At 72.3% G+C, this 22,927-nt stretch carries 16 protein-coding genes; 8 read left to right on the plus strand and 8 right to left on the minus strand.

Annotation, left to right across the window (positions count from 1 at the left end):
* Positions 1–214: 214 nt before the first annotated feature.
* The 7 genes from OG933_RS28100 to OG933_RS28130 all read left to right on the plus strand — a co-directional run bounded on the left by OG933_RS28100 (position 215) and on the right by OG933_RS28130 (position 9,696).
* Positions 215–1,822, plus strand: a complete 1,608-nt coding sequence (locus tag OG933_RS28100) for a dynamin family protein (protein WP_405629398.1) — start codon at positions 215–217, stop codon at positions 1,820–1,822.
* A 3-nt stretch (positions 1,823–1,825) separates the two neighbouring features.
* Positions 1,826–4,030: a YfjP family GTPase gene (locus OG933_RS28105; RefSeq protein ID WP_405629399.1), complete on the plus strand. Its 2,205-nt coding sequence runs from the start codon at positions 1,826–1,828 to the stop codon at positions 4,028–4,030.
* Positions 4,031–4,369: 339 nt separating this feature from the next.
* Positions 4,370–4,858: a single-stranded DNA-binding protein gene (locus tag OG933_RS28110; RefSeq protein ID WP_405629401.1), complete on the plus strand. Its 489-nt coding sequence runs from the start codon at positions 4,370–4,372 to the stop codon at positions 4,856–4,858.
* Between the two features lie 345 nt (positions 4,859–5,203).
* Positions 5,204–6,622 carry a TQXA domain-containing protein gene (locus tag OG933_RS28115; protein ID WP_405629403.1) on the plus strand — a complete coding sequence of 473 codons (1,419 nt, stop codon included), beginning with the start codon at positions 5,204–5,206 and terminating at the stop codon, positions 6,620–6,622.
* Between the two features lie 315 nt (positions 6,623–6,937).
* Complete coding sequence (ettA, locus tag OG933_RS28120; RefSeq protein ID WP_020127897.1) at positions 6,938–8,602, plus strand: energy-dependent translational throttle protein EttA; 1,665 nt, start codon at positions 6,938–6,940, stop codon at positions 8,600–8,602.
* Positions 8,603–8,608: 6 nt separating this feature from the next.
* Entirely contained in the window at positions 8,609–9,019 is a 411-nt protein-coding gene (locus OG933_RS28125; protein ID WP_362264346.1) for a thioesterase family protein, read from the plus strand.
* On the plus strand, positions 9,016–9,696 hold the full coding sequence (locus tag OG933_RS28130; RefSeq protein WP_362525341.1) for a hypothetical protein: 681 nt from the start codon (positions 9,016–9,018) through the stop codon (positions 9,694–9,696). The genes OG933_RS28125 and OG933_RS28130 overlap by 4 nt, the downstream gene beginning before the upstream one ends.
* A gap of 107 nt (positions 9,697–9,803) precedes the next feature.
* Here OG933_RS28130 and OG933_RS28135 read toward each other — a convergent pair whose 3' ends face one another.
* Positions 9,804–10,217, minus strand: coding sequence for a globin (locus OG933_RS28135; RefSeq protein ID WP_057600162.1), 414 nt, complete (start codon positions 10,215–10,217; stop codon positions 9,804–9,806).
* A 100-nt stretch (positions 10,218–10,317) separates the two neighbouring features.
* Here OG933_RS28135 and OG933_RS28140 point away from each other — a divergent pair, with 100 nt between their 5' ends.
* Complete coding sequence (locus tag OG933_RS28140) at positions 10,318–11,346, plus strand: methyltransferase domain-containing protein (protein WP_362525337.1); 1,029 nt, start codon at positions 10,318–10,320, stop codon at positions 11,344–11,346.
* Here OG933_RS28140 and OG933_RS28145 read toward each other — a convergent pair.
* The 7 genes from OG933_RS28145 to OG933_RS28175 form a co-directional block, all read right to left on the minus strand.
* On the minus strand, positions 11,343–13,085 hold the full coding sequence (locus OG933_RS28145; protein ID WP_405629405.1) for an FHA domain-containing protein: 1,743 nt from the start codon (positions 13,083–13,085) through the stop codon (positions 11,343–11,345). The genes OG933_RS28140 and OG933_RS28145 overlap by 4 nt on opposite strands.
* A gap of 48 nt (positions 13,086–13,133) precedes the next feature.
* On the minus strand, positions 13,134–14,480 hold the full coding sequence (locus tag OG933_RS28150) for a VWA domain-containing protein (protein ID WP_362525332.1): 1,347 nt from the start codon (positions 14,478–14,480) through the stop codon (positions 13,134–13,136).
* 150 nt (positions 14,481–14,630) lie between these two features.
* Positions 14,631–16,130 carry a protein phosphatase 2C domain-containing protein gene (locus OG933_RS28155; RefSeq protein WP_362525329.1) on the minus strand — a complete coding sequence of 500 codons (1,500 nt, stop codon included), beginning with the start codon at positions 16,128–16,130 and terminating at the stop codon, positions 14,631–14,633.
* A gap of 3 nt (positions 16,131–16,133) precedes the next feature.
* Positions 16,134–18,872 carry a tetratricopeptide repeat protein gene (locus tag OG933_RS28160; RefSeq protein ID WP_405629407.1) on the minus strand — a complete coding sequence of 913 codons (2,739 nt, stop codon included), beginning with the start codon at positions 18,870–18,872 and terminating at the stop codon, positions 16,134–16,136.
* Positions 18,873–18,874: 2 nt separating this feature from the next.
* A complete protein-coding gene (locus OG933_RS28165) occupies positions 18,875–20,209 on the minus strand; it encodes a hypothetical protein (protein WP_405629409.1) in 1,335 nt (444 codons plus the stop codon).
* Between the two features lie 72 nt (positions 20,210–20,281).
* Complete coding sequence (locus OG933_RS28170; protein ID WP_362525322.1) at positions 20,282–21,313, minus strand: glutamate ABC transporter substrate-binding protein; 1,032 nt, start codon at positions 21,311–21,313, stop codon at positions 20,282–20,284.
* A 122-nt stretch (positions 21,314–21,435) separates the two neighbouring features.
* The gene (locus OG933_RS28175; RefSeq protein WP_362525319.1) at positions 21,436–22,827 is read right to left on the minus strand and encodes a hypothetical protein; all 1,392 of its coding nucleotides are present in this window, start codon (positions 22,825–22,827) and stop codon (positions 21,436–21,438) included.
* Positions 22,828–22,927 lie beyond the last annotated feature (100 nt).

Here is a 22,927-nt window from a genome sequence, read left to right on the forward strand (position 1 = left end):
GGCTCAATGTGGAGGTTCGGTGAAGCGGTCCTGATAATCGCAGGCAGGTGCGAATCGTGCATCGCTTTTCGCGTCCCGGGCCACGGGTGTTGTGCACTCGTTATGCCTGCGCTGTGCCTCTGTCCCAGTCGCACCTTCCGTCCCTTGTGTCCTATCGGCGCGCAGACATGCCTATATGCTTCATAAATCCCCTAAAATTGGGCATTCTTCGCATGTGGTGACCTTGGACGTACGGCCTCAGCTGCTCGACGCACTTTCCGCCCTGCGCGACCGTGTCGCCGCCGCACGCTTCCCGCTTCCCCTGGCGGGGGCCCCCCGCGCGCGTGCCAACCGCGACGAACTGCTCGCCCAGCTCGACGACTATCTGGTGCCCCGGCTCAAGCAGCCCGACGCGCCGATGCTCGTCGTCGTGGGCGGCTCCACCGGCGCAGGCAAGTCGACCCTCGTCAACTCCCTGGTGGGCCAGCGCGTCAGCGAGGCGGGCGTCTTGCGGCCGACGACACGGACTCCGGTCCTCGTATGCCATCCGGAGGACCATCACTGGTTCAGCGGCATGCGGGTACTGCCGCGGCTCACGCGCGTGTGGGCGCCCCATCAGGAGTCCGCGGACGATCTGCTGCTGCCCGGCGAGGACGGCAGACACGTGTTGCGGATCGAGACCGCAGACACCCTCCCACCGGGCCTCGCCCTCCTGGACGCACCCGACATCGACTCCCTCGTGGCCGACAACCGCGTGCTCGCCGCCGAACTGATCTGTGCGGCCGACATCTGGGTGATGGTCACGACCGCCGCCCGATACGCCGACGCCGTGCCCTGGCACCTGCTCCGTACCGCCAAGGAGTACGACGCCATGCTCGTGACGGTCCTCGACCGCGTACCCCATCAGGTGGTCTCCGAGGTGTCCCGGCAGTACGGCGCGCTGCTCACCAAGGCCGGGCTGGGCGACGTACCGCGCTTCACGGTGCCCGAACTGCCCGAGTCCGCGTGGGGCGGCGGGCTCCTCCCGGCCACCGCCGTGGCGCCGCTGCGGAACTGGCTCGTCCACCACGTCCAGGACCCCGGCTCCCGCCGCCATGCCCTGGCCCGTACGGCCCAGGGCGTCCTCGACTCCCTCAAGGCCCGGATGCCCGAACTGGCGGGTGCCGCCGCCTCGCAGTACGCCGCGGCGCTGCGCCTCACCTCGGCCGTCGACACGGCGTACGACACCGAGTACACGCGCGTGCGGGGCCGTCTGCAGAGCGGTGCCGTGCTCGCCGGCGACGCGCTCAAGCGCTGGCGGGCCTTCCCGCTGGACTGCACCGCCGGTGAACTCCTCGACGCCCTGGTGGAGAGCCTCGGCGCCCTCCTGCTGTGCGCCGTCACCGCCGCCGACGAACGCGTCGACGATGCCTGGCGGCGCGAACCGGCCTCGGACGCACCGGAGCTGACGGACCGGGACGCCTCGCCGGAGAGCACCGAGCACCGGATCGGCCTGGCCGTACGGCGCTGGCGGCGCGAGCTCGAGGAGTACGCCGAGGACGAGGTCCGCGGCCTCGAACGCGGTGTCGCGCCCGATCCGGAGTCGGTCGCCGCCCTCGTCGCCACCGCCCTGCTGGGCGGCCGCAGGGCGCGTTCGGCCGGAGAGGGGCTCGCCGAACGGATCGGCGCGCACGGGGCGCTGCGGCTGCGCGACCGCGCCGGACGGCTGCTCACCGAACACCTCGACCGTGTGCTGCACACCGAGCGCGAACTGCGCCTCGCGCCCCTCGACGGGCTCGAAGTCCACCCCGAACCCCAGGCCGAACTCATCGCCGCGCTGTCCGTACTTCAGAAGGAGAGGTGACCGGTGACCGCCGTCACTGACCAGGACCACACGGACAACGACCACATGGACAACGACCACACGGACCACGATCAGACCGACAGCGGCCGGATCGACAACGACCACAAGAACAGCAAGAGCAGTAAGAGCAGCAAGAGCAGCAGCTCGGGGACGGGGGATAACCCGGAAGCCGGGGAGCGGGAGCAGGTGCGGGCGCAGGACCGCGTGGGTGCTGAGGACGGCGGTACGGCGGAGAGATCCGTGAAGGTGCCCGCGAAGCTGCCCGTGAGGAATTCCGCGAAGGAACCCCGCGGGCAGGAGGCGGCCGTCCACGCGCGCGTGTCCGACGCCGACGGGATCACCGCCCCTCGCACGGCCGCCGGCACCGGTCCGCACGCGCCCTCCCGCAGGGAACCCCGCTCGGAGCCCGGTACGGAGCCCGGTACGGAACTGGGCACGGATCCGGGTGCGGACGCGGGTGCCGAACCGGGTGCCGAACCCAATACGGACTCCGCCGAGGCCTGGGACGACGGGCTCATCGCCCGCCGCGTGAGCGAGGCCTCCGCCGCCGAGCAGGCCGCCGTCATGGAGACCCGGATCGGCGGTGGCGGCGGGAGCAGCCTGCCGTCGACCCCGCTCACTTACGACGCCCCCCTGCGGTCCCGGCTCGACGCGCTGCGTGAACTCGTGGGGCTCTCCCGCACCCGGCTCGACAGCCGGACCCTCGCCGAGGCCGGCCGGGTGCTCGACGAGGCGGCGGCCCGGCGCAGGCTCTCCGGGCAGCACACCGTCGTCGCCATCGCGGGCGCCACCGGGAGCGGCAAGTCGCAGCTGTTCAACGCCCTCGCCGGAGTGAACATCTCGGAGACGGGCGTACGCCGCCCGACCACCTCCGCACCCATCGCGTGCAGTTGGAGCGACGGCGCGTCGACCCTCATCGACCGGCTGGGCATCCCGGGCCGGCTCCGCAGACGGCCGGTGCAGAGTCAGGACGCCGAGGCGCAGCTGCGCGGGCTCGTCCTGATCGACCTGCCCGACCACGACTCGGCGGCCGTGCAGCACCGCGAGCAGGTCGACCGCGTTCTGGCGCTCGTCGACGCCGTCATCTGGGTCGTCGACCCCGAGAAGTACGCCGACGCGATCCTCCACGAGCGCTACCTGCGGCCCATGGCGGGCCACGCGGAGATCATGTTCATCGTCCTCAACCAGGTCGACCGGCTGCCCGGCGAGGCCGCCGAGCTGGTCCTGGACGACCTGCGACGCCTGCTCGACGAGGACGGCGTCGCCCTCGGCGAGTACGGCGAACCGGGCGCCACTGTGCTCGCCCTGTCCGCACTCACCGGTGACGGCATCGGAGAACTGCGCGAGGTGCTCGGCCAGTTCGTCACGGAACGCGGCGCCGCGGCACGGCGGATCGCCGCCGATGTGGACGCCGCCGCGTGGCGGCTGCGGCCCGTCTACGCCACCGGACGACGCACCGGGCTCAGCGAGGAGGCGCGGGACGAGTTCGCGGACCGCCTGGCGGACGCCGTGGGCGCCACCGCCGCGGGTGAGGCCGCCGAACGCGCCTGGCTGCGCAACGCGGGCCGGGCGTGCGGGACGCCGTGGCTGCGGCTGTGGCGGTGGCAGCAGGACCGGCGCGACCCTCCCACCGGACGGTTGCCGCTGCGTGCCCCGGCCGACGAGGAGGCCACGGCACGGCAACGCGTCGAGCAGGCGGTGCGCACGGTGTCCGAGCGGGCCTCGGCGGGGCTGCCCATGCCGTGGGCGCAGGCCGTGCGGGAGGCGGCCGTACGCGGGGCCAACGGGCTGCCCGAGGCGCTGGACCAGCTGGCGGCGCGGGCCGGGCTGCCGCCGGGGCGGCCGCCGCGGCCGGGCTGGTGGCCGGTGGCCGTGCTGGCGCAGGCGTGCATGACCCTGCTCCAGGTGGTCGGTGGGCTGTGGCTGCTCGGACAGATCGTCGGGGTGCTGGCGCCGAACCTCGGGGTTCCGGTGCTGCTGATGGTGACCGGCATCATCGGCGGCCCGCTCGTCGAGTGGAGCTGCCGACTGGCGGCACGGGGGCCGGCCCGGCGGTACGGGCAGGACGCGGAGCGCCGGTTGCGGGAGGCGGCGGCCGGGTGCGGCCGGGCCCGTGTACTGGATCCCGTCGCCGCGGAACTGCTGCGGTACCGGGAGGTCCGGGAGCAGTACGGGCAGGTCACGGGGGTGGGGGCCGCAGCTCGGTGAGGGGCCGTGGGTGATCCGTGGCGGTGATCCACGAGGGGTGATCCGCGACGGGTGATCCACAAGAGGCGATCCGAGTTGGGTGATCCACAGTGCGAGGCGCGTGGATCACTCGTCCGAGTGGTGGAGTTTTCCACAGGCGCTGGGTGGTCCACAGCGCTCGGCGGGCCCGGTCCGACGGAGGCAGTCTGGCTTCGCGGCGATCGCGACGGATGCGGTCGCCGAGAGGGCGGTGACGGTACGCGGCGAAGGGCCGCGGCTGTCACGGCGGACGCAGCCGTGCGGGACGGGCCCGTACGTGTATCCGGGCGGAGCGACCGTCCGGGCGAGGAGGGGTTCACGATGAACGAGACGATGGTCTGCGCGGTCGGCAACGTGGCGACGCAGCCGGTCTACCGGGACCTGGCGGCGGGGGCGTCGGCGAGGTTCCGGCTGGCGGTGACCTCGCGCTACTGGGACCGCGAGAAGGGCACCTGGACCGACGGGCACACCAACTTCTTCACGGTGTGGGCCAATCGGCAACTGGCCACCAACGCGGCCGCCTCGCTGAACGTCGGCGACCCGGTGATGGTGCAGGGCAGGCTGAGGGTGCGTACGGAGTCGCGCGAGGGCCAGCAGAGCCGGACGTCGGCGGACATCGACGCCGTGGCGATCGGCCACGACATCTCGCGGGGCACCTCCGCCTTCCGGCGGTCGGGCCGACCCGAGCCGATGGCCGTCGGCGCACCGGCGCGGCCCGAGCCCGACTGGGAGACACCGGCCGCCGATGCCACCGAGCCGGAGCCCGACACCCCGCAGGGCCGGCGGCGCGAGCCGGTGGCGGTGACATGAGCTGAGGGCAGGACGGGTGGTGCGGCGCGGTGCGGGAGGGAGCGGGACGCGATGTCATGCGACGGAGTGGTGACGGACCGTCAACGCGCGTGCCGCGTCGACGCCGACCGAACTGTGGCTTATCGGCGCATGCGGTTCGAGCAACCAAGTTGATTTGTCGATAAGTCGGAACTCTGGACGATCTTGGGGATAACGATTCCGAGTCGGATCGGCGATCCGATGAGATGACCGGGAAGCGCACTGCGCGACGTCTCTAGGATGCCGGACGTGGCTCACGGGGCTTCTGATTCTGCTGGTGGGACCCGTACCCCCCACATCAACGGGTCCTGCTCGAAGGGGAATTGTGTGATTTGTTCGTTCTCCGCGCCGCTCGCACGCGGGCGAGGGGCGGTCCGCCTCGCCGCGGCGGCGTTGGCATCCGGCCTCCTCGCCGTCGGTGCGATCGCCGGCGCGGGCACGGCCGCCGCCGCCGAGGTGACGCAGAGTCAGGGCGGGGCCACCGCGACGATAGGCGGCCTCAAGACCTACGGCGCCGCGGTGATCCACGCCGACGGCGGCGACCAGGAGGTCTCGGCAGGCCTGTTCGAGATGTCCGTCGAGGGCGGCGGCACCTTGCAGACCTACTGCGTCGACCTCTACAACCCCACGCAGAAGGACGCCAAGTACCAGGAGACGCCCTGGAGCGGCACCTCGCTGGGCGCCAACAAGGACGCGGGCCGCATCCGTTGGATCCTTCAGCACTCCTACCCCCAGGTGAACGACCTGGCCTCGCTCGCGGACAAGGCCGGCATCGACGGCGGTCTCACCGAACAGGACGCTGCCACCGGCACCCAGGTGGCCATCTGGCGCTATTCGGACGGCGCGGACGTCGACGCCGTCGACGTGCAGGCCGAGCGGCTCGCGGACTACCTCCAGAAGGCCGCCCGCACCGTGGCGGAGCCCGAGGCGTCGCTGACCCTCGAGGCGCCCGCCGTCTCCGGTCACCCCGGCGAACTCCTCGGCCCGGTGACCGTGCACACCAACGCGGGCGGTGTGACGGTGACGCCTCCGCTGGACGCCGCCACCAGCGGCGTACGGATCGTCGGCAAGGACGGCAAGGTGGTCACGTCGGTGACGGACGGCAGCCAGCTGTTCTTCGACGTACCGGCCGACTCGGCCGACGGCTCGGCCGAGCTGACCGTCCAGGCCTCGACCACCGTCCCCGTCGGCCGCGCCTTCACCTCCGAGAGCCGCAGCCAGACCCAGATCCTGGCCGGCTCCAGCGAGTCGACGGTGTCGGCGACGGCGAGCGCGACCTGGGCGAAGCAGGGCGCCATACCGGCACTGTCCGCGGCGAAGAACTGCGCGAAGACCGGAGTGGACATCACGGCCGTCAACCAGGGCGACCAGGTCTTCACCTTCGAGCTGATGGAGACCGAGTACACCATCCCGGCCGGTGCGTCCCGGACGGTGACGATCCCGCTCCAGGAGGACCAGGCCTACGCCTTCACGATCAACGGCCCGCAAGGCGTCGAGAGCCGCTTCACCGGCGTCCTGGACTGCGAGACCCAGGCCGACGAGACCGCCGGCCTGACCACCCAGACCCTCAGCGAGCCGAGCCCGGCCACCGTGGGCGGCACCTCCACCACCGACGACACCAACCTCGCCGCGACGGGCGGCACCAGCGCCACCCCGCTGATCGCCGGCACCGCCATCGGCCTGGTGGTCATCGGCGGAGCGGCCCTCCTGCTCGTGGGCCGCAAGGAGAACGAGACCCGCCACTGAGCGGAGTCGGCGGGCGGGGGCAGCGACAGAGGCAGGACAGGGGCAGGGGCATCGAGGGCACTGGTCGGAGATACCCCATCCGACCTGACGCCGTGCCACGACGACGGCCCGCCCTGGGCCAGGGGCCGTCCCGGGTTCCCCGAGGTCGCTCGTCGGCGACCGACAGTGACAGGTCGGCCACGGCCGTCTACGACGAAAGCCCAGCTCACAGCCCCCCGGCCGAATGGGTTAACACCCGGGGCTGGACCTCAGGCAAGATGGGGTGTATCTGCCCACCTGCCCACTGCCAGATCTCAAGCTGCCGGACGGTTTCTCTTGGCTGAGTACATCTACACCATGCGCAAGACGCGCAAGGCACACGGCGACAAGGTCATCCTTGACGACGTAACGCTGAGCTTCCTGCCCGGCGCGAAGATCGGTGTGGTCGGGCCTAACGGTGCCGGTAAGTCCACCGTTCTGAAGATCATGGCGGGGCTCGAGCAGCCCTCCAACGGAGACGCGTTCCTGTCGCCCGGGTACAGCGTCGGGATGCTGCTCCAGGAGCCGCCGCTCGACGAGTCCAAGACCGTTCTGGAGAACGTGCAGGACGGCGCGGCCGAGGTCATGGGCAAGCTCAAGCGCTTCAACGAGGTCGCCGAGCTGATGGCGACCGACTACTCCGACGCGCTGCTGGACGAGATGGGCAAGCTCCAGGAGGACCTGGACCACGCCAACGCGTGGGACCTGGACACCCAGCTGGAGCAGGCCATGGACGCCCTGGGCTGCCCGCCCGGCGACTGGCCCGTCACCAACCTCTCCGGTGGTGAGCGCCGCCGTGTCGCGCTGTGCAAGCTGCTGCTCGAGGCCCCCGACCTGCTGCTGCTCGACGAGCCCACCAACCACCTGGACGCCGAGTCCGTGCAGTGGCTGGAGCAGCACCTCGCGAAGTACCCCGGCACCGTCGTCGCCGTCACCCACGACCGGTACTTCCTCGACAACGTCGCCGAGTGGATCCTGGAGCTCGACCGCGGTCGCGCCCACCCCTACGAGGGCAACTACTCCACCTACCTCGACACCAAGGCGAGCCGCCTCAAGGTCGAGGGGCAGAAGGACGCCAAGCGTGCCAAGCGTCTCAAGGAAGAGCTCGAGTGGGTGCGGTCCAACGCCAAGGGGCGTCAGGCCAAGTCCAAGGCGCGTCTCGCCCGGTACGAGGAGATGGCGGCCGAGGCGGACAAGATGCGGAAGCTGGACTTCGAGGAGATCCAGATCCCGCCGGGCCCGCGCCTGGGCTCCATCGTCGTCGAGGTCAACAACCTCTCCAAGGCCTTCGGCGAGAAGGTGCTCATCGACGACCTCAGCTTCACGCTGCCGCGTAACGGCATCGTCGGGATCATCGGCCCGAACGGCGCCGGCAAGACCACCCTCTTCAAGATGATCCAGGGACTCGAGGAGCCGGACTCCGGTTCCATCAAGGTCGGCGACACCGTCAAGATCTCGTACGTCGACCAGAGCCGCGAGAACATCGACCCGAAGAAGTCGCTGTGGGCCGTGGTCTCCGACGAGCTCGACTACATCAACGTCGGGCAGGTGGAGATGCCGTCCCGCGCGTACGTCTCCGCGTTCGGCTTCAAGGGCCCCGACCAGCAGAAGCCGGCCGGTGTGCTCTCCGGTGGTGAGCGCAACCGCCTCAACCTCGCGCTCACCCTCAAGCAGGGCGGCAACCTGCTCCTCCTCGACGAGCCGACGAACGACCTCGACGTCGAGACGCTGTCCTCCCTCGAGAACGCGCTGCTGGAGTTCCCGGGTGCGGCCGTGGTCGTCTCCCACGACCGGTGGTTCCTCGACCGGGTCGCCACGCACATCCTCGCCTACGAGGGCGAGTCCAAGTGGTTCTGGTTCGAGGGCAACTTCGAGTCGTACGAGAAGAACAAGATCGAGCGGCTGGGAGCGGACGCCGCTCGTCCGCACCGCGCCACCTACAAGAAGCTGACCCGGGGCTGATCGATCTTGCGGCACATCTACCGCTGCCCACTGCGCTGGGCGGACATGGACGCGTACGGCCACGTCAACAACGTGGTGTTCCTCCGCTATCTGGAGGAAGCCCGTATCGACTTCCTGTTCCGCCCGGAGAAGGACTTCAAGCAGGGGTCCGTGGTGGCCCGCCACGAGATCGACTACAAGCGGCAGCTCGTCCACCGGCACTCCCCGGTCGACATCGAACTGTGGATCACCCAGATCAGGGCGGCGTCCTTCACCATCACCTACGAGGTGAAGGACGGCGACCAGATCTATGTCACCGCCTCCACGGTGATCGTGCCGTTCGATTTCGAGGCGCAGCGGCCGCGCCGGCTCACCGCCGAGGAGCGTGACTTCCTCGCGGAGTACCGGGACGACGACGAGGAGGCCGTCGCCGCATGACGGTGCTCCACCTCGCCGACGAGGGGGAGGCGGCGGATGTCGCGGCCTTCCTCTCCCGGCTGCTCCACTACGACCGTGGAGCGGCGGTCCGGCTCCAGGCGGCCGGCACCGCGCTGGCCGTCTTCGGCCGGCCGCCCTCCTTCGAGGTGCTCGCGATCCGTGCGGTCCGGCTGGCCAAGCCGTACGAGAACGGCCTCGACGTCACGCTGGACGTGACCGTGTCGGCGGGGGAGCTGCTGGAGGCCGTCGACGAGAGTGCCGCGACGGCCGCCGTTCCCGCGGCCGTCACCGGGCCGCCGTGGGCCGGTGTGCTGCCGCCGCGCGGTGGCTGGCGGCCCGAGGCGGGGCTGCCCGCCGCGGACGCGCTGCGTGCGATGGTCGGTGCGGCCGTCGCCGAATTCCGTTCCCGTACCGAGGAGTTGACGGCCGAGCTGCGGACGCGGGCCGAACTCGACCGGATCGGGCGGGAGATCTGGTCCCGGACGGTCGGGGACACCGGACTTCCCGTACGCGCCGTGCACGCGGCCCAGTCGCTCGGATTCCTTCGGCCCTCCACGGGTTCGGAGGAGCTGAGACTGGTCTCCTTCGGCGCGTGGCTGCGGTTGCGCACCCCGTACGGGTCGATCGCCGTACGGCGGGCGGGGCGGCTGGGGATGCTCGACATCAGCGTGCGCTGACGCGCGCCGTCCGCGGCGCCAGGTCCCCCGCCTCGTTCCCGGTTCGTTCGGCCCCGTCATGCCCCCGGTGCGTCCCCGGTGCGTCCCCCGTCGCACCCCGGCGCGGTCTACTCCGGGGTGTTCACCATCGACGCCGCCGCGTACGTCAGGTAGTTCCACAGGGTGTGTTCGTGCTCCTCGGACAGACCGAGTTCGTCGACCGCGACCCGCATGTGCTTCAGCCAGGCGTCGTGCGCGGCCCGGTCCACGACGAAGGGGGCGTGCCGCATGCGCAGACGCGGGTGGCCGCGGTGCTCGCTGTAGGTCGTCGGACCGCCCCAGTACTGCATGAGGAACAGCGCGAAACGCTCCTCGGCCGGACCCAGGTCCTCCTCCGGGTACATGGGCCGCAGGATCGGGTCCTCGGCGACTCCCTCGTAGAAACGGTGGACCAGCCGGCGGAAGGTCTCCTCCCCACCGACCTGCTCGTAGAAGGTCTGCTCCTGAAGCGTGCCGCGCCGAATCTCTTTCACGCCTCCCATGGTCTCAGACCGGGAGACGGAGGACTTGAGGCTTAGGACCGCCCCCTGCGGTCACTCCCAGCGGCTCGCTTCCCGGGGCCGCGCGCCGCACAGTGGAGTCATGAGCGCGGACGCACTCGACAAGGAGCTGGCAGATCTCGCCGCATCGGCACGGGCGGTGTTGCTGCGCGAGATCGAGGCGAGCGGGGCCTTCGGCGCCGATCCGCGCTGGGCCGAGGCCTTCGCGGCGGTCCCGCGCCACCTCTTCGTGCCGTACTACTACGTCGGCGGTGTAGGCGGCTATGAACGGCGCTGGGGCGGCAGCCCCGACCCGCGCACCCGGGAGCGCTGGGTGCGGGGCGCGTACGAGGACGTCCCACTGGCCACCAGGCTGCGCGACGGCGTACTGCTCTCCTCCAGCAGCCAGCCCTCGCTGATGGCGTTGATGCTGGCCGAGCTGCGGGTCGCGGACGGCGACCGGGTCCTGGAGATCGGCGCGGGCACCGGCTACAACGCGGCGCTGCTGTCGTACCGGCTCGGCGACGGGAACGTCACCACCGTCGACCTGGACCCGGAGATCACCGAGTCCGCCCGCCGGCACCTCGACGACGCCGGGTACCGGCCGACCGTCGTCACCGGGGACGGGGCGCGCGGGGTACCCGAACGCGCTCCCTTCGACCGGATCATCGCGACCTGCACGCTGGCGTCGGTCCCGCGCGCCTGGCTCACCCAGTGCGCCCCCGGAGCCCTGATCCTGGCGCCGCTGGGCACCGGGCTGATCGCGCTGACCGTGCGGGACGCCGGACACGCCGAGGGCCACTTCCTGGAGACTCCGGCCTACTTCGTGCCGTTGCGCGGGTCGGAGCGGCCGGAGCCGGAGCAGGTGGCACTCGCCGGAGTCCCGCACCGGGCCAGGGAGAGCGACACGTTCCGCTTCCTGCTGGCCCTGACCCGGGGCACCCTCGACCCGCAGGAGGCGTCCGTCCTGTGGGAGCGCGAGGGCATGCCGGGGCGGGAGCGGTACGGCATCACGGTCGGCGCCGAGCACGCGTGGGCGTGGCTCGACGAACCGGAGGGGCCGTACGCGTGGCCCCTGCCGGGTTCGACGGGTACGACGGATACGTCGGGGCCGGGCCTCGTCGAGGCCTAGCCGCGGCGGATCGTGAGTGTCGTCCAGGCGCCGACGTGCACCTGGTCGCCGTCCTGGAGCGGCACCGGGACGAACGGCTGGATCGGTTCCTCCGAGCCGTTGACCGTGGTGCCGTTCGTCGAGTTCTGGTCGACGACGGCCCAGCTGCCGTCCGGCTGCTGGACCAGCACCGCGTGCTGGTGCGAGACGCCCGGGTCCTCCGGCGGCACCGACAGGTCCAGGTCGGGGGTCTCCCCGGTGGAGTGGCGACGGCGGCCGATGGTGAACTGGTTGCCGGTGAGCATGCGCTGCTGCTCGGGCGAGTACGCGGGCAGGTTGAGCCCCGCGGCCTCGGGGCCCGAGCGGTGCATCATCGCCATGAAGTACGCGCGGTCCGGGCCGATGGTCACCGACCAGGTCGCCGGCTGCTGCTGGTAGGCGGGGCCGGGCGGGGGCGGTGCCTGGTTGGTGCCGGGCTGCGGGTAGCCGTAGCCACCGCCGCCCTGAGCCGGGCCGGGGCCACCGGGCGCGCCCTGACCGGGGCCGGTGTGCGACGGCGGGGAGATCACCCAGTCGTCGTCGGCGCCGCCGAAGGGCCGGCCGCCGGGCTGCTGCGGACGACCGGTCTCCGGCGGGAAGCCGGACGGGGCCGTCGGGCCGGACGGCTGGAAGGCCTGCGGAGCCCCGGGGCCGCCCTGGTTCCCGGGACCGCCCTGGTTCCTGGGGTCGTGCTGGTTCCTGGGGTCGTGCTGGCCGCCACCGAAGCCGCCCTGGCCCGGTATGCCGGGACCGGCCGTGGGCGTGGGCCCGGGCGGCGGCGGAACGGGTCGCGAGGGGTCGGCGCCGAAGGCGGACGGGCCGCCGGGGCCGGGCGGACCCGGAGGACGGCCGCCGGGGCCGCCGGGCTCGCGCCCGAAGGGATCGCCGCCGGGACCGCCGGGCTCGCGCCCGAAGGGATCGGAGGCCTGTCCGCTCTGCTCACGTCGGTAGGGGTCCGAGGGCGGACCCGAAGGTTCACGCCCGAAGGGATCGCCGGGCGGGCCGGGAGGACGGCCGCCGGGGCCGGACGGCTCGCGCCTGAAGGGGTCGCCGCCCTGGCCGGAGGGGTCGCCCCTGAAGGGGTCGCCGCCCTGGCCGGAGGGGTCGCGTCCGAAGGCGCCCGGAGGCGGACCGCCGGCGGGACCGCCCGGACCACCCTGGCCGCCGGGCCTGCCCTGACCGCCCGGGCCCGCGGGCTCGCCGCCGAACGGCGGGAGCGGCTCGGCGGGACGGTTCATCTGGGACGGGCGGGAGCTCTGGTACTCGAACGAGTCACTGCCCCCGTAGGAGGGAGGCGGCGGCTGGAAATGCCCGCCGGGGCCACCAGGACCGCCGGGGCCACCAGGACCGCCGGGACCGCCCTGACCCGGACCGCCCGGACCCGCGCCGGGGCTCGGCGCCGGTGGGCGTGGGGCGGCCGGGGTGTAGGAGGTGGCCGTGTTGGTCAGGAAGTTCCACCGGCACTCCTCGCAGAACGGCGCACCGCCCTCACGGGGCGTACGGCACTGCGGGCAGAGCTCCGGCTCGTGGTCCGGTACGGAGGACAGGTGCCGTCCGCCGGGCTGGCCGCCCTGACCCTGGCCGGGCGGCGGGAAGCCGTAGCCGCCGGCGGTCGGGGGCGGTGGGGGAGGGGGCGGAGGTACGGCACCGGCCATGCGGTGACCGCAGACCTCGCACCAGTCGTCGGAACCCGACTGGTGTCCGTTCGGGCAGGTCGGCATGTCGGCGCGTCCCCCTCTCTCGTTCGGTGTCCCTAAAGCGCGTTCAGGTCACTTCTTTACACGAACAGTCTTTGTGGACCGGGTCTCGAGCGTCATCTCGTCGGCGTCCGTGACCTTCGCCTTCAGTCGCACAGTACCTGTCGTGGCATCGACCACGTCCACCACCTTCGCAAGCAGTTTCGCAGTATCACCGTTCCCCGAGGCGCTCGCGAGCTGAACCGCCCGGCCCAGTTTGGCCGTTGCTCCATCCATATCGCCCGCTTTGCGAAGGTCGAGCCCTTGCTGGATGACCTGTGCAAGTTCGGCCTGCCCCGTGTAGTGCGCGACCTGAGGGTTGATCGACGTGGAGGCGGACATGTCGTCGGTCCACACGGCCCGCACGAGACCCTGCGCGCCGAGGTTCTGGACCGTGCCGTCCGTCTGCGGAATGACGAGGGAGACCCGGGCGGCGAGCATCTCCTGGCCGACGTTCGCGGCCGGGACCTCGACGCACACGTGGTAGTCGCGGGACTCGTCGCCCCAGGAACCTGTGGGGTAGTCGCCCGCGCGCGGGCCCGCCTCCGTACGGCGTTCGGTCAGCTCCTCGACCGTCGGCGCGACCTGCTTGACGAACTTGATGGCGGTGCCGACCGGGGTCCACAGGCGCAGCGCGACGTCCGCGACCTCCTTGCCCATCGCCGTCTCCATCATCTGCGTGAAGTCGGCGGCGAGGCCGGCCGGGTCGGCGACGATGTCGGCGGTGCCGAGCAGGGCGGAGGCGATCCCTGTGACTTCTTTCACTTCCCAGTCGGTGCCCACGCCGCGGGCGTCACAGGTGAAACGGCCGGCGCAGTCGTCGAGGGCGGCCTTGAGGTCCTGCGGCGACTCGTGCTCGTTGCGGCCGTCGGTGAGCAGGATGCCGTGCCGGATGGCGACGTCCGCCGTCGACAGCAGCCGGTCGGCCAGTCGCAGCCAGGTGCCGATCGCCGTGCCGCCGCCCGCGCTCAGCCGGCGCAGCGCCTGCTTGGCCTGCTCGCGGGTGGTCGCGTCGGCGACCGCGAGCCGGCCCCCGCCCGGATAGACCTCCTTGGCGACATGGGTGCCGCCGATCACCGAGAAGTGCACGCCGTCGCGCAGGGTGTCGATGGCGGCGGCGGTGGCGTCGCGGGCGTTGCGCATCTTGGTCGGCGGGTAGTCCATCGAGCCGGAACAGTCCACCATGATCGCCACGGCGGCGGACGGGCCCTGGCTCGGCGAGTACAGATGCGGGGCGGCTGCCGCGCTGCCCACCGTGCCGCCGCCGGTCGCGGTCACCGTGACGATCGCGTTGACCTCGCGGCCACCCTCCGGCAGGTACTCGTTCTGGTAGACGTCCACCGAGAACTGCGGCACGTTCGACTTCGAGAAATTGGCCATGCCTACTCAAATCCCCCTCGGAAACCCCACGTTCGCGGGGCGATGTCTGAATACGGACCGGTCCCCACCGGTCCGTACGCGTGCTTCCCCGTGCTTCCCGTGTTTCCCCGTGTTTTTCCGGTGTTCTCCGGTGTTTCCCTGTTTGCGGCCTCAGGCCGATCCTGCCCCCTGCGCGGGGGCGGGGAACGGCACGACGGCCACTGTTACGTTGTCGTGGCCCCCGCCGTCCAGGGCGTGGCCGACCAGGACGCGTGCGCTGTGCAGCGGCCGGGCGGAGGCGTCCGGCGGGAGGACCTCGGCCATTTCCTCGGCCGCCTCCGCGTAGTTCCACAGACCGTCCGTGCACACCACCACCACACCGGGCCGGTCCGGCTTGAAGGAGGCGGTGTGCGGCTCCAGTTCGTAGGCGTCGGCGCCGAGCCAGCCGGTGATCGCGTGGGCGCGCTCGTCGGCGTAGGCCTCCGCCTCGCTCATCAGGCCCGCGGCGACCATCTGCGCGGCCCACGAGTCGTCCTCGGTGAGCCGGGCCGGGGGTGAACTGCGGTCCGCCGGGACCCAGTAGGCGCGGCTGTCGCCGACCCAGCCGACGACGAGCAGCCCGGGTGTGACGATCGATCCCACGAGGGTGCAGGCCGGGGCGTTCTGGTGCGGGGCGTGCTCACGGGCCGTGGCCGGCTCGTCGGCCAGCGCGTTGACCGCGTACGAGGCGGCGACGATCGCCTCGTGCATGGCCTGCTGCGGGTGCGTGCCCTGCGGCAGGGCGGCGAGCAGCGACTCCCTTGCCGTCTTCGACGCGGCGAGGGAGGCGTCGTCGGGGCGGGTCGCGGAGGACACGCCGTCGCAGACGATCGCCACGAGCGCGGGCGAGCCGTCGGGCAGGGCGGTGCGGCCGAGGCCGAAGGCGTCCTCGTTGCGGTGGTGGCGCAGACCGCGGTCGCTGACCGCGGCCAAGGGCCCCGACTCCAGCTCCATGTGGTCGCGTTCGCGCGGCTGGGCGTGCCCGCAGTTCTCGCAGTACCCGTCGTCGTCGACCCGGCCCGCCCGGCAGGCCACGCACACCTGGGCGGTCTCGGCCACCACGGCGGCCTCGGCGGCCACCCGGGGGTCCGGCGCCTGAAGGGCGTACTCGTCGGGCTCCGAGGGCCGGTCGAACCGGACACCCGAGACACCGGCGCCTCCGGTGGCACCGGAGTCCCCGGAAGCGGGGGAGGCGGCGGGAGCCGACGGCACCGGCGCTCCGGGACCCTGCGGGGGACCTTGCGGCGCTCCGGGACCCTGCGGCACCGACGCTCCGGACGCATGCGGTACCGGCGCACCGGAACCCGGCGGCACCGGTGCTCCCGAGGCCGACTGTGGCGGCAGTGCCGCAGCGGCGACACCGTGGAAGCCGGCACCGTTCGCCCTCGCGCCGATCGGGCCGGTACCCGGCACGGCCGTACCGCTCACCGTCGGGCCCGTCGGCCCTGCCGCCGCCTGCGCGGGAGCCGGCTGGGCCGAGCCGTTCATCGTGAGGGTCGGATGGTCGTCCGGGCGCGGCGGTACGGCGGACAGGTCGTATCCGCACGCGCCGCAGAAACGGTCACCCGCGTCGAGCGGCTCCGCGCAGCTCGGACACGTCGGCAGGGCGGCCTGCCGGGGCATCTGGGACATCAACTACACCCACGTCCGGGGGCGGTAACGATTGGCACGTTCCACCAGGTCGATCCTTTCCTCGCCGCCGGTCGCCAGCCGGGCCAGCGTGCGGTACGAGCGCTCCAGGCCGAAGCGCAGCCCCCGCTCGTCCAGTTCGCTGCCGAGCAGCACCGGTGCGGTCGAGCCCGCGCCCCGGCCACCGGAGAGTATCCAGTCGAGGGCACAGCCGAGGACTTCCACGGACAACTGCTCGCGCCGCGTCGGGTCCAGACCGTACGCGTCCAGCGCCTCGACCTGGGCCGCGGCTGCGGTGAGGTCCTCCAGGAAGGGTACGTCGGAGGCGAGGGCGGTCCGCTCCCGGAGCCGGGCCCGCACGGCCGCCACCCGGGCCGCCGTGTAGTGGATGGAGGACTCCGGCACCGATTCCAGCGTCCGTACGGCGCTGCGGCGGTCCCCGGCCGCGAGCTGTACGCGGGCCAGGCCGAACGCGGAGCTCACATAGCTCGGGTCGGTCGACCACACCAGGCGGTAGTACTCGGCGGCGTTGTCCAGCTGTCCCAGCACCTCGGCGCACAGGCCGAGCGCCAGCTTGGGCGTGGGCTCGCCGGGGAAGGCGTCGTAGATCGCGTCGAAGGCGAGCGCGGCACCCTCGTGGTCGCCGGTGACCAGCGAGGTCACGCCCCGGTACCAGACCACCCGCCAGTCGTCGGGCCGTTCGCCCTCCAGTTTCTGGAGGGACATGAGGGCGGCCTGGTGGTCGCCGTTCTCCAGCCAGGCGCGGATCTGCCGCAGCCGGGTCTCGACCGAGGGTGCCGGCGCGGCCGCGAGTGCCGTGATCAGCTCGGCCGGCGCGGACGCCAGCAGGCCGGCCAGGAAACCCGCGTTGGGGTCGGTGGCGTCGACGTGCGGAACGGGCAGCGCGAGCGCGGCGGCGGGCGCGGGGACGGTCTTCACGAGGCCGGGGGCGGCAGCGCTCGGGGCGACGGTGCTTCCGGCGCCGGCGCCGGCACCGGCGCTACCGGCTCCGGGCGACGCGACACCGCCGGCACCCGGCAGCCCGGAGCCGCCGACGAAGGCGGGAGCGGCGCCGGACAGTGCGGAAGCCGCGCCGGCGAAGGCGGGAGCGGCGCCCGGCAGGGCCGGCGCGGTGCCGCCGGGTGCCGCGGTCCCGTTGCCCGGGCCGCGGGTGAGGGCCGGCGCGGAGGCCGAACCACCGAACAGACGCGACGACTTGACGGCGACCCGCGCCCCCAGCCGCGACACCTCGCCGGTCGGCTTCGGGAACAGCTCGGTGTCCGTGACCTTGACCTCCGGCCCGAACAGGGTCGACAGCGCGGGCCGCGCCCGGCCGCTCTGCAGCGAGACGACCTCGCGCAGCACGCCCGTCAGCTGCTCCGCCATCTCCTGCGCGGAGGCGAACCTGCGGGCCGGGTCGGGGTCGGTGGCGCGGACCAGCAGCCGGTAGAACGACTCGTACTGGCGGAAGACCTCGATGTTGTCGGGATCGGGCAGCGAGTCGACGAAGACGGTCGTGTAGCCCTGGAAGTCGAAGGTCAGGACGGCGAGCGTACGGCCCACCGTGTACAGGTCGGAGGCGACCGACGGCCCGACCTCCGCGACCTCCGGACCCTGGTAGCCGACCGTGCCGTAGATGGCCGACTCGTCGTCGTCCATTCTCCGGACCGCGCCCATGTCGATCAGCTTGAGCTGGTCCTCGGTCTGGATCGCGTTGTCGACCTTGAAGTCGCAGTACAGCAGGTTGCGGCTGTGCAGATGGCCGAGTGCCTCGAGCGCCTCGATGCCGTACGCGCAGGCCTGCTCCACGGGGAGCGGATCCCGCTTGCCCTGCGGGGTGCGGCGGTCGTTGGCGATCTCCTTGAGGGACTTGCCGCCGACGTACTCCATGACGATGTAGCCGTCGAGCGAGCCGGTGCGCTGGTCGAGGTGTTCGACGAAGTTGTAGATCCGCACGATGTTGGCGTGCTCGATCTCGGCGAGGAAGCGCCGCTCCGAGATCGCCGCGGCCATCGCGTCCTGGTCACCGGTGTCCAGGAGGCCCTTGAGCACCACCCACCGGTCGGAGACCGCGCGGTCGACCGCCAGGTAGACCCAGCCGAGCCCGCCGTGCGCCAGACAGCCCACGACCTCGTACTGGCCGTGCACGACGTCGCCGGCCTTCAGCTTCGGCACGAAGGAGTACGGGTGGCCGCACTTGGTGCAGAAGCCCTCCGTGCGTCCCTCCCGCTCGCCGCGCGAACGGCCCACCGGGGCACCGCAGTCGGAGCGCGAGCAGAACCGCTTGCGCTCCGGCACCTCGGGGTTCTCCTGCACCATCCCGCGCGGGTCGGGCCGCGGCACCTGCGGCACCGTGACCAGGCCGGCGCCCAGCCGGGCCCGCCCGGAGGAGCCGGCCGTCGAGCCGGAGCTGCGCACCGACACCGAACGGCCCGTCGACTTGCCCGAGAGCGACCGGGACAGCCGTCCGGACACCGAGCGGCGCGACTTCGACGACTGCGACGACGTACGGGTGCTGCGGGCGCTGCGCCCGCTGGACCGTGAACTGGCGCTGCCCGCCGAGCCCTTGCCGCCCCCGGTCACCCCGGTCGGCGGTGAGCCGATCAGCCCTCCCCCGGAGGAGGACCCCCCGGACGAGACGACCGGGGCCAGACCGCAGGTGTCGCAGTACAGCTCGCCGCCGCCCACATCCTCGTACGACCCCTCGCAGCCCGGCCGCTGACACGCCTGCCCTGCCTGACTCATGGCTACTGCTCCCCCCTACGGTCCTGAGGTCCGCCCTGCTCCGGCACGCGCGGTGCCGTGAGCAGTTCGGCGGCCGCCTGCTGGTAGCGCAGGACGGCCTGTCCGGCCACGCGCAGATCACAGGGCGCGCTCCACAGCATGCGGCGCGCCGCGTCGTAGCGCTCGATGAGGAACGGGTCCTCGGCGAGCCCGTGCCGGGCGACCTTCGCCTTGTACGCGTCGAGACGGCCGCGCAGCTCCGCGCGGACCGCCAGTGGCTGGGTGACCGCGGTCAACGACTCGCGGGCACGCAGCAGTTCGTCCTCCGCCTTCTGCTCCAGGGACTCCAGGAGCGGGGACAGGCGGTGCCACTGGGCGTGCCTGCGGTATTCGGCGGCCGTCGCGAGCTGCTCCTGCAGCACGGTCGGCGGGCCGCTGACCACCGGCACCTCCGTCGCGGCGATCTTCGCGAGCACCTCGCCGCGCGCGGTCCGCGCCTCGGCGAGCGTCCGGTCGGCCCGGCTGAGGATGTCCCGCAGCTTCACCAGCCGCTGCTCGGCGTCCTGGCGGACCGTCAGTACGGCGTCGATCTCCCGGCGCACGTCCTCCAGGGCGCGTGCCTCACGGTCGTACACCGTGGTGTCCGGACGGCCGCCGCCCGGCGCCGAACTGCCCTGCGCGCGTACCCAGAAGGCGAGCGGGTCCGACACCACCTGCTCGCGCAGCGAGGTCAGGGTGTGGGTGATGCGCTCCAGGTCGTCGCCCGCCGGATGCTCGCCCGGGCGGACGCCGACGGAGTGGGCGAGCCGACGGGTGCGCTGGAGCTCCGCGGCCAGTAAATCTATCCGGGCGGGCAGCGCCGACCACACCGCGTCGGCGGTCACGACCATGTCGAGCGAGGACGCGTACAGCTCGTTCATCCGGTCGACGAGGGTGGTGAGGGAGAAGCTGTGGCTGAGCCGGCCGGCGCCGTGCAGCGTGGGCGCGTTGGCGGTGGCGGCCGTACCGGCGGCCGAGCCGGCCACCGTGACCGACTCGCCGCGCAGCAGCTCCGTCAGCTCCGCCAGGTCCTCGCGGCTGGACCAGCGGCGGCGCGAGCGGATGTCACGGGCGCCGCGCAGCGCGTCCGTGTACGCGTCGAAGTACGTCCACAGCAGCGTGATCGACGCCTCCGCGGACGCCCAGCGCTCCTTGGTGACACCGGTGAGTTCGGCGCCTTCGAGGAGCCTGCGGCCCGCGTGGTCCTGGAGGGCGAGGAGCGAGGTCTCGATCGCCTCGTGCTCCGCGCCGAGCCGCGCCAGCGCACGGTCGACCTCGTCCCGGTCCATCACCGGCCCGGGGGGTCCCGTGACGCCCATCGATCACCTCTCGCTGCTGTCGGTCTTCCCGGCTCTGTCCGCCGCCTGCCCTGCCGTCCCGCCCGCCGGTCGTCAGCTCGTGCTCAGGTACTGGGGGGCGGGCGGCTTCGACTTCGTCGCGTCACTGCCCAGTGTCGCCGACAGCCACTTGTCGTACGAGGCCTGCCAGCCGCTCGCGCGGTACTCCACCAGGATCTGGTTGACCCGGCGTACCAGATCCGTCGCGTTCTTCTTCATGGCCACGCCGTAGTACTCGGTCGTGAAGGGGGCGCCCTTCAGTTCGACCGTGGGGTCCTGGGCGGCCTGACTGGCCGCGAGCGCGCCGTCGGTGACCACCGCGTCGACCTCGCCGAGCTGCAACCGCACCAGGCAGTCGAGCTGGTTGGGCACCGGGGTGGCGATCACGACGCTGGAGGCGATCCTGCCCGCCTTCTTGTCGTCGACCAGCTTGGTGTTGGCCGTCGAACCGGTCGCCGTGCAGACCTTGTTCTTCGCCAGCGTGTCGTCGTAGCCCTTGATCGTCGAGGACTTGGGTGCGAGGACCTGCTGTCCTGTCTTGAAGTAGGGCGCGGAGAACGCGACATCGTCGAGGCGGGTGCAGGAGATCGTCATGGTGCGTACGACCATGTCGACCCGGCCCTCCTGGATGGCCGGGATGCGCTGGTTGGTCGGGATGGCCTTGAACTGGACCGCGTTCGGGTCGCCGAGGATGTCCTGGGCGATCCGGTGGACCAGGTCGATGTCGAAGCCCTCCAGCTCCGCGCCCGTGTTGTTGGGGTCGCGGTAGCCCCAGCGGTAGCTGTTCTGGTCGACGCCGACGATCAGCTTGCGCTTCTCGCCCGTCCGGGCCTTGATGGCCGCGATCGTCGGACCGTCCGCGCTCGACGGCGTCGGCGTCCGCTTCTCCGGGTCGGTGCAGTCGGCGTCGGCCGCCTGGGTGCCCGCGGCGACGCCCTGGCCGGCCCGGCCGGTGCTTCCGTCGCCGGGCGACCGGGTCGTCCACGGCAGCAGCAGGACGAAGGACAGCGCGAGGGCACACAGGGCCGCCATCGCGCCCACTCCGCCCCAGCCCTTCAGGCCGGCCCGCACTCGTCGCACACGCATCGTCACGCCCCCTTCCACCGGTACGCCTCCTTCCGCCGGTTCGCGCCCGCCCACCGACACGCTCCTGCCCACCGGCGGACGCCCGTTCACCGGCAGACGCCCGTTCACCGGCCCACGCCTGTTCACCGGTACTCCGACAGTCTGCGGCCGATGCCGACGACCGCGCCCGCGGCGCCCAGCACGGCGAGCACGGCGGCGCCGATCGGCAGGCCGGTCATCGCGCCCAGGCCGTCCCCGGCCGCCTGCCGGAACTCGGTCTGCTCGTGCGCCAGCGCGTCCGCGAGGTTCTGGTCGACGTTGTCGAAGCACGCGCCGGTCGCGTCCTTGCCGCCGATCACCAGGGCCAGCGCCTGCTCGTAGTTGCCGTTGTCGTCCTGCGCGCGGGCCGCGGTGTGGCGCTTCTTCCACTCCGCCATGTTGCTCTCGGCCGACGCGACCGGCTTCTCGCCCGCCTGGTCGTCGGCGAGCTTCGCCGCGAGGGTGAGGCCCTTGCCGAGGGTGGTGATCTCGGTGGTGAACTCGTGGTCGTACTTGTCGAGCGTCACCTCCTCGCCGTCGGCGGCCACCTTCACCGTCTCGGCGCCGCGCGCCACCAGCGTCAGGTTCTCGTTGCCGCGCGCCTTCAGGGAGGCGATCCGGGCGTCGTGCAGGACGTTCAGCGAGCGGACGCCGTGGTCGTAGGAGTCGTCGAGCCCCGCGCGGGCCACGCTGTGGCCGACGACCAGCCAGAGCAGGACGACCGTGGTGGTCGCCGTCGCCGCGACCAGGCCGTGGTTCAGGACCCGGTTCGTACGGCGGTAGTTGCGGTGCTGCGCCCAGGCGAGGCCGGCCAGCGCGAGGACGCCGAGACCGATCGCCGCCCACGGGTAGGGGGTGGCGTCGCCGTAGTCGTCCTGGAGGCGCTGGTTCTCCTTCGTGTAGAGATCCTGGGCCGCCGGGAGCATCTCCCCCTGCATCTTCTGGTTCGCGTACCGCAGATAGGCGCCGCCGACCGGGAAACCCTGCCGGTTGTACGTCCGCGCGCGCTCCACCAGGCCCTTGTACTCGGGCAGCAGTTTGTTCAGCTTGGTGATGAACGCCGTCGAGGGCGAATCGGGGTCGGCGTTGTTGGCCGCCGTGACGAGCTTGGAGGCGGCCTCGTCGATGTCCTCCTCGTAGCGCGACCGGGACTCCGCCGTTTCCTGGCCCCCCGCCAGGAATCCGCTGGAGGCCGCCGTGTTGGCGTCGGCCAGCGCACGGTAGATGTCGGCCGCGGCCGTGCTGAGCGGCTGGCTCTTGTGCAGCACGTCGTCGGCGGCGGCCGCGCGGTCGGTCGTCTGCCAGGCCGTCACGGCGCCGAAGGCGAGGACGAGCAGGGCGAGGAAGGCGCCGATGACGCGGAGCCGGCCCGGCTCCGTGGTCGCCGCCGCGCGCGCCCTGTCGACGCCCTCGGCGAACGCCGTACGGCGCGTCGGCGGTGGCGCCGAGGCCGGCGCAAGTGGCGCTACGGTGCTGCCTGGTGCCGGGTTTGCCACGTTTGACCTCCCCCATGGTCATCTACCGCCGCCAGTATCGCTGGCGGGACCGGTCATGCGCACCGGCCTTCACTGGATCTTGATCAGATCGCAGTCACCC

This window comes from Streptomyces sp. NBC_00016 (assembly GCF_045040885.1).
Classification (GTDB): Bacteria; Actinomycetota; Actinomycetes; order Streptomycetales; family Streptomycetaceae; genus Streptomyces; species Streptomyces coriariae.

What these genes read in the sequence shown, in the direction of transcription:
- OG933_RS28110 (WP_405629401.1), top strand. Translation starts at nt 4,370, where the DNA reads ATGAACGAGACGATGGTCTGCGCGGTCGGCAACGTGGCGACGCAGCCG.
- OG933_RS28130 (WP_362525341.1), top strand. Translation starts at nt 9,016, where the DNA reads ATGACGGTGCTCCACCTCGCCGACGAGGGGGAGGCGGCGGATGTCGCG.
- OG933_RS28135 (WP_057600162.1), bottom strand. Translation starts at nt 10,217, where the DNA reads ATGGGAGGCGTGAAAGAGATTCGGCGCGGCACGCTTCAGGAGCAGACC.
- OG933_RS28140 (WP_362525337.1), top strand. Translation starts at nt 10,318, where the DNA reads ATGAGCGCGGACGCACTCGACAAGGAGCTGGCAGATCTCGCCGCATCG.
- OG933_RS28145 (WP_405629405.1), bottom strand. Translation starts at nt 13,085, where the DNA reads ATGCCGACCTGCCCGAACGGACACCAGTCGGGTTCCGACGACTGGTGC.
- OG933_RS28150 (WP_362525332.1), bottom strand. Translation starts at nt 14,480, where the DNA reads ATGGCCAATTTCTCGAAGTCGAACGTGCCGCAGTTCTCGGTGGACGTC.
- OG933_RS28155 (WP_362525329.1), bottom strand. Translation starts at nt 16,130, where the DNA reads ATGTCCCAGATGCCCCGGCAGGCCGCCCTGCCGACGTGTCCGAGCTGC.
- OG933_RS28160 (WP_405629407.1), bottom strand. Translation starts at nt 18,872, where the DNA reads ATGAGTCAGGCAGGGCAGGCGTGTCAGCGGCCGGGCTGCGAGGGGTCG.
- OG933_RS28165 (WP_405629409.1), bottom strand. Translation starts at nt 20,209, where the DNA reads ATGGGCGTCACGGGACCCCCCGGGCCGGTGATGGACCGGGACGAGGTC.
- OG933_RS28170 (WP_362525322.1), bottom strand. Translation starts at nt 21,313, where the DNA reads ATGCGTGTGCGACGAGTGCGGGCCGGCCTGAAGGGCTGGGGCGGAGTG.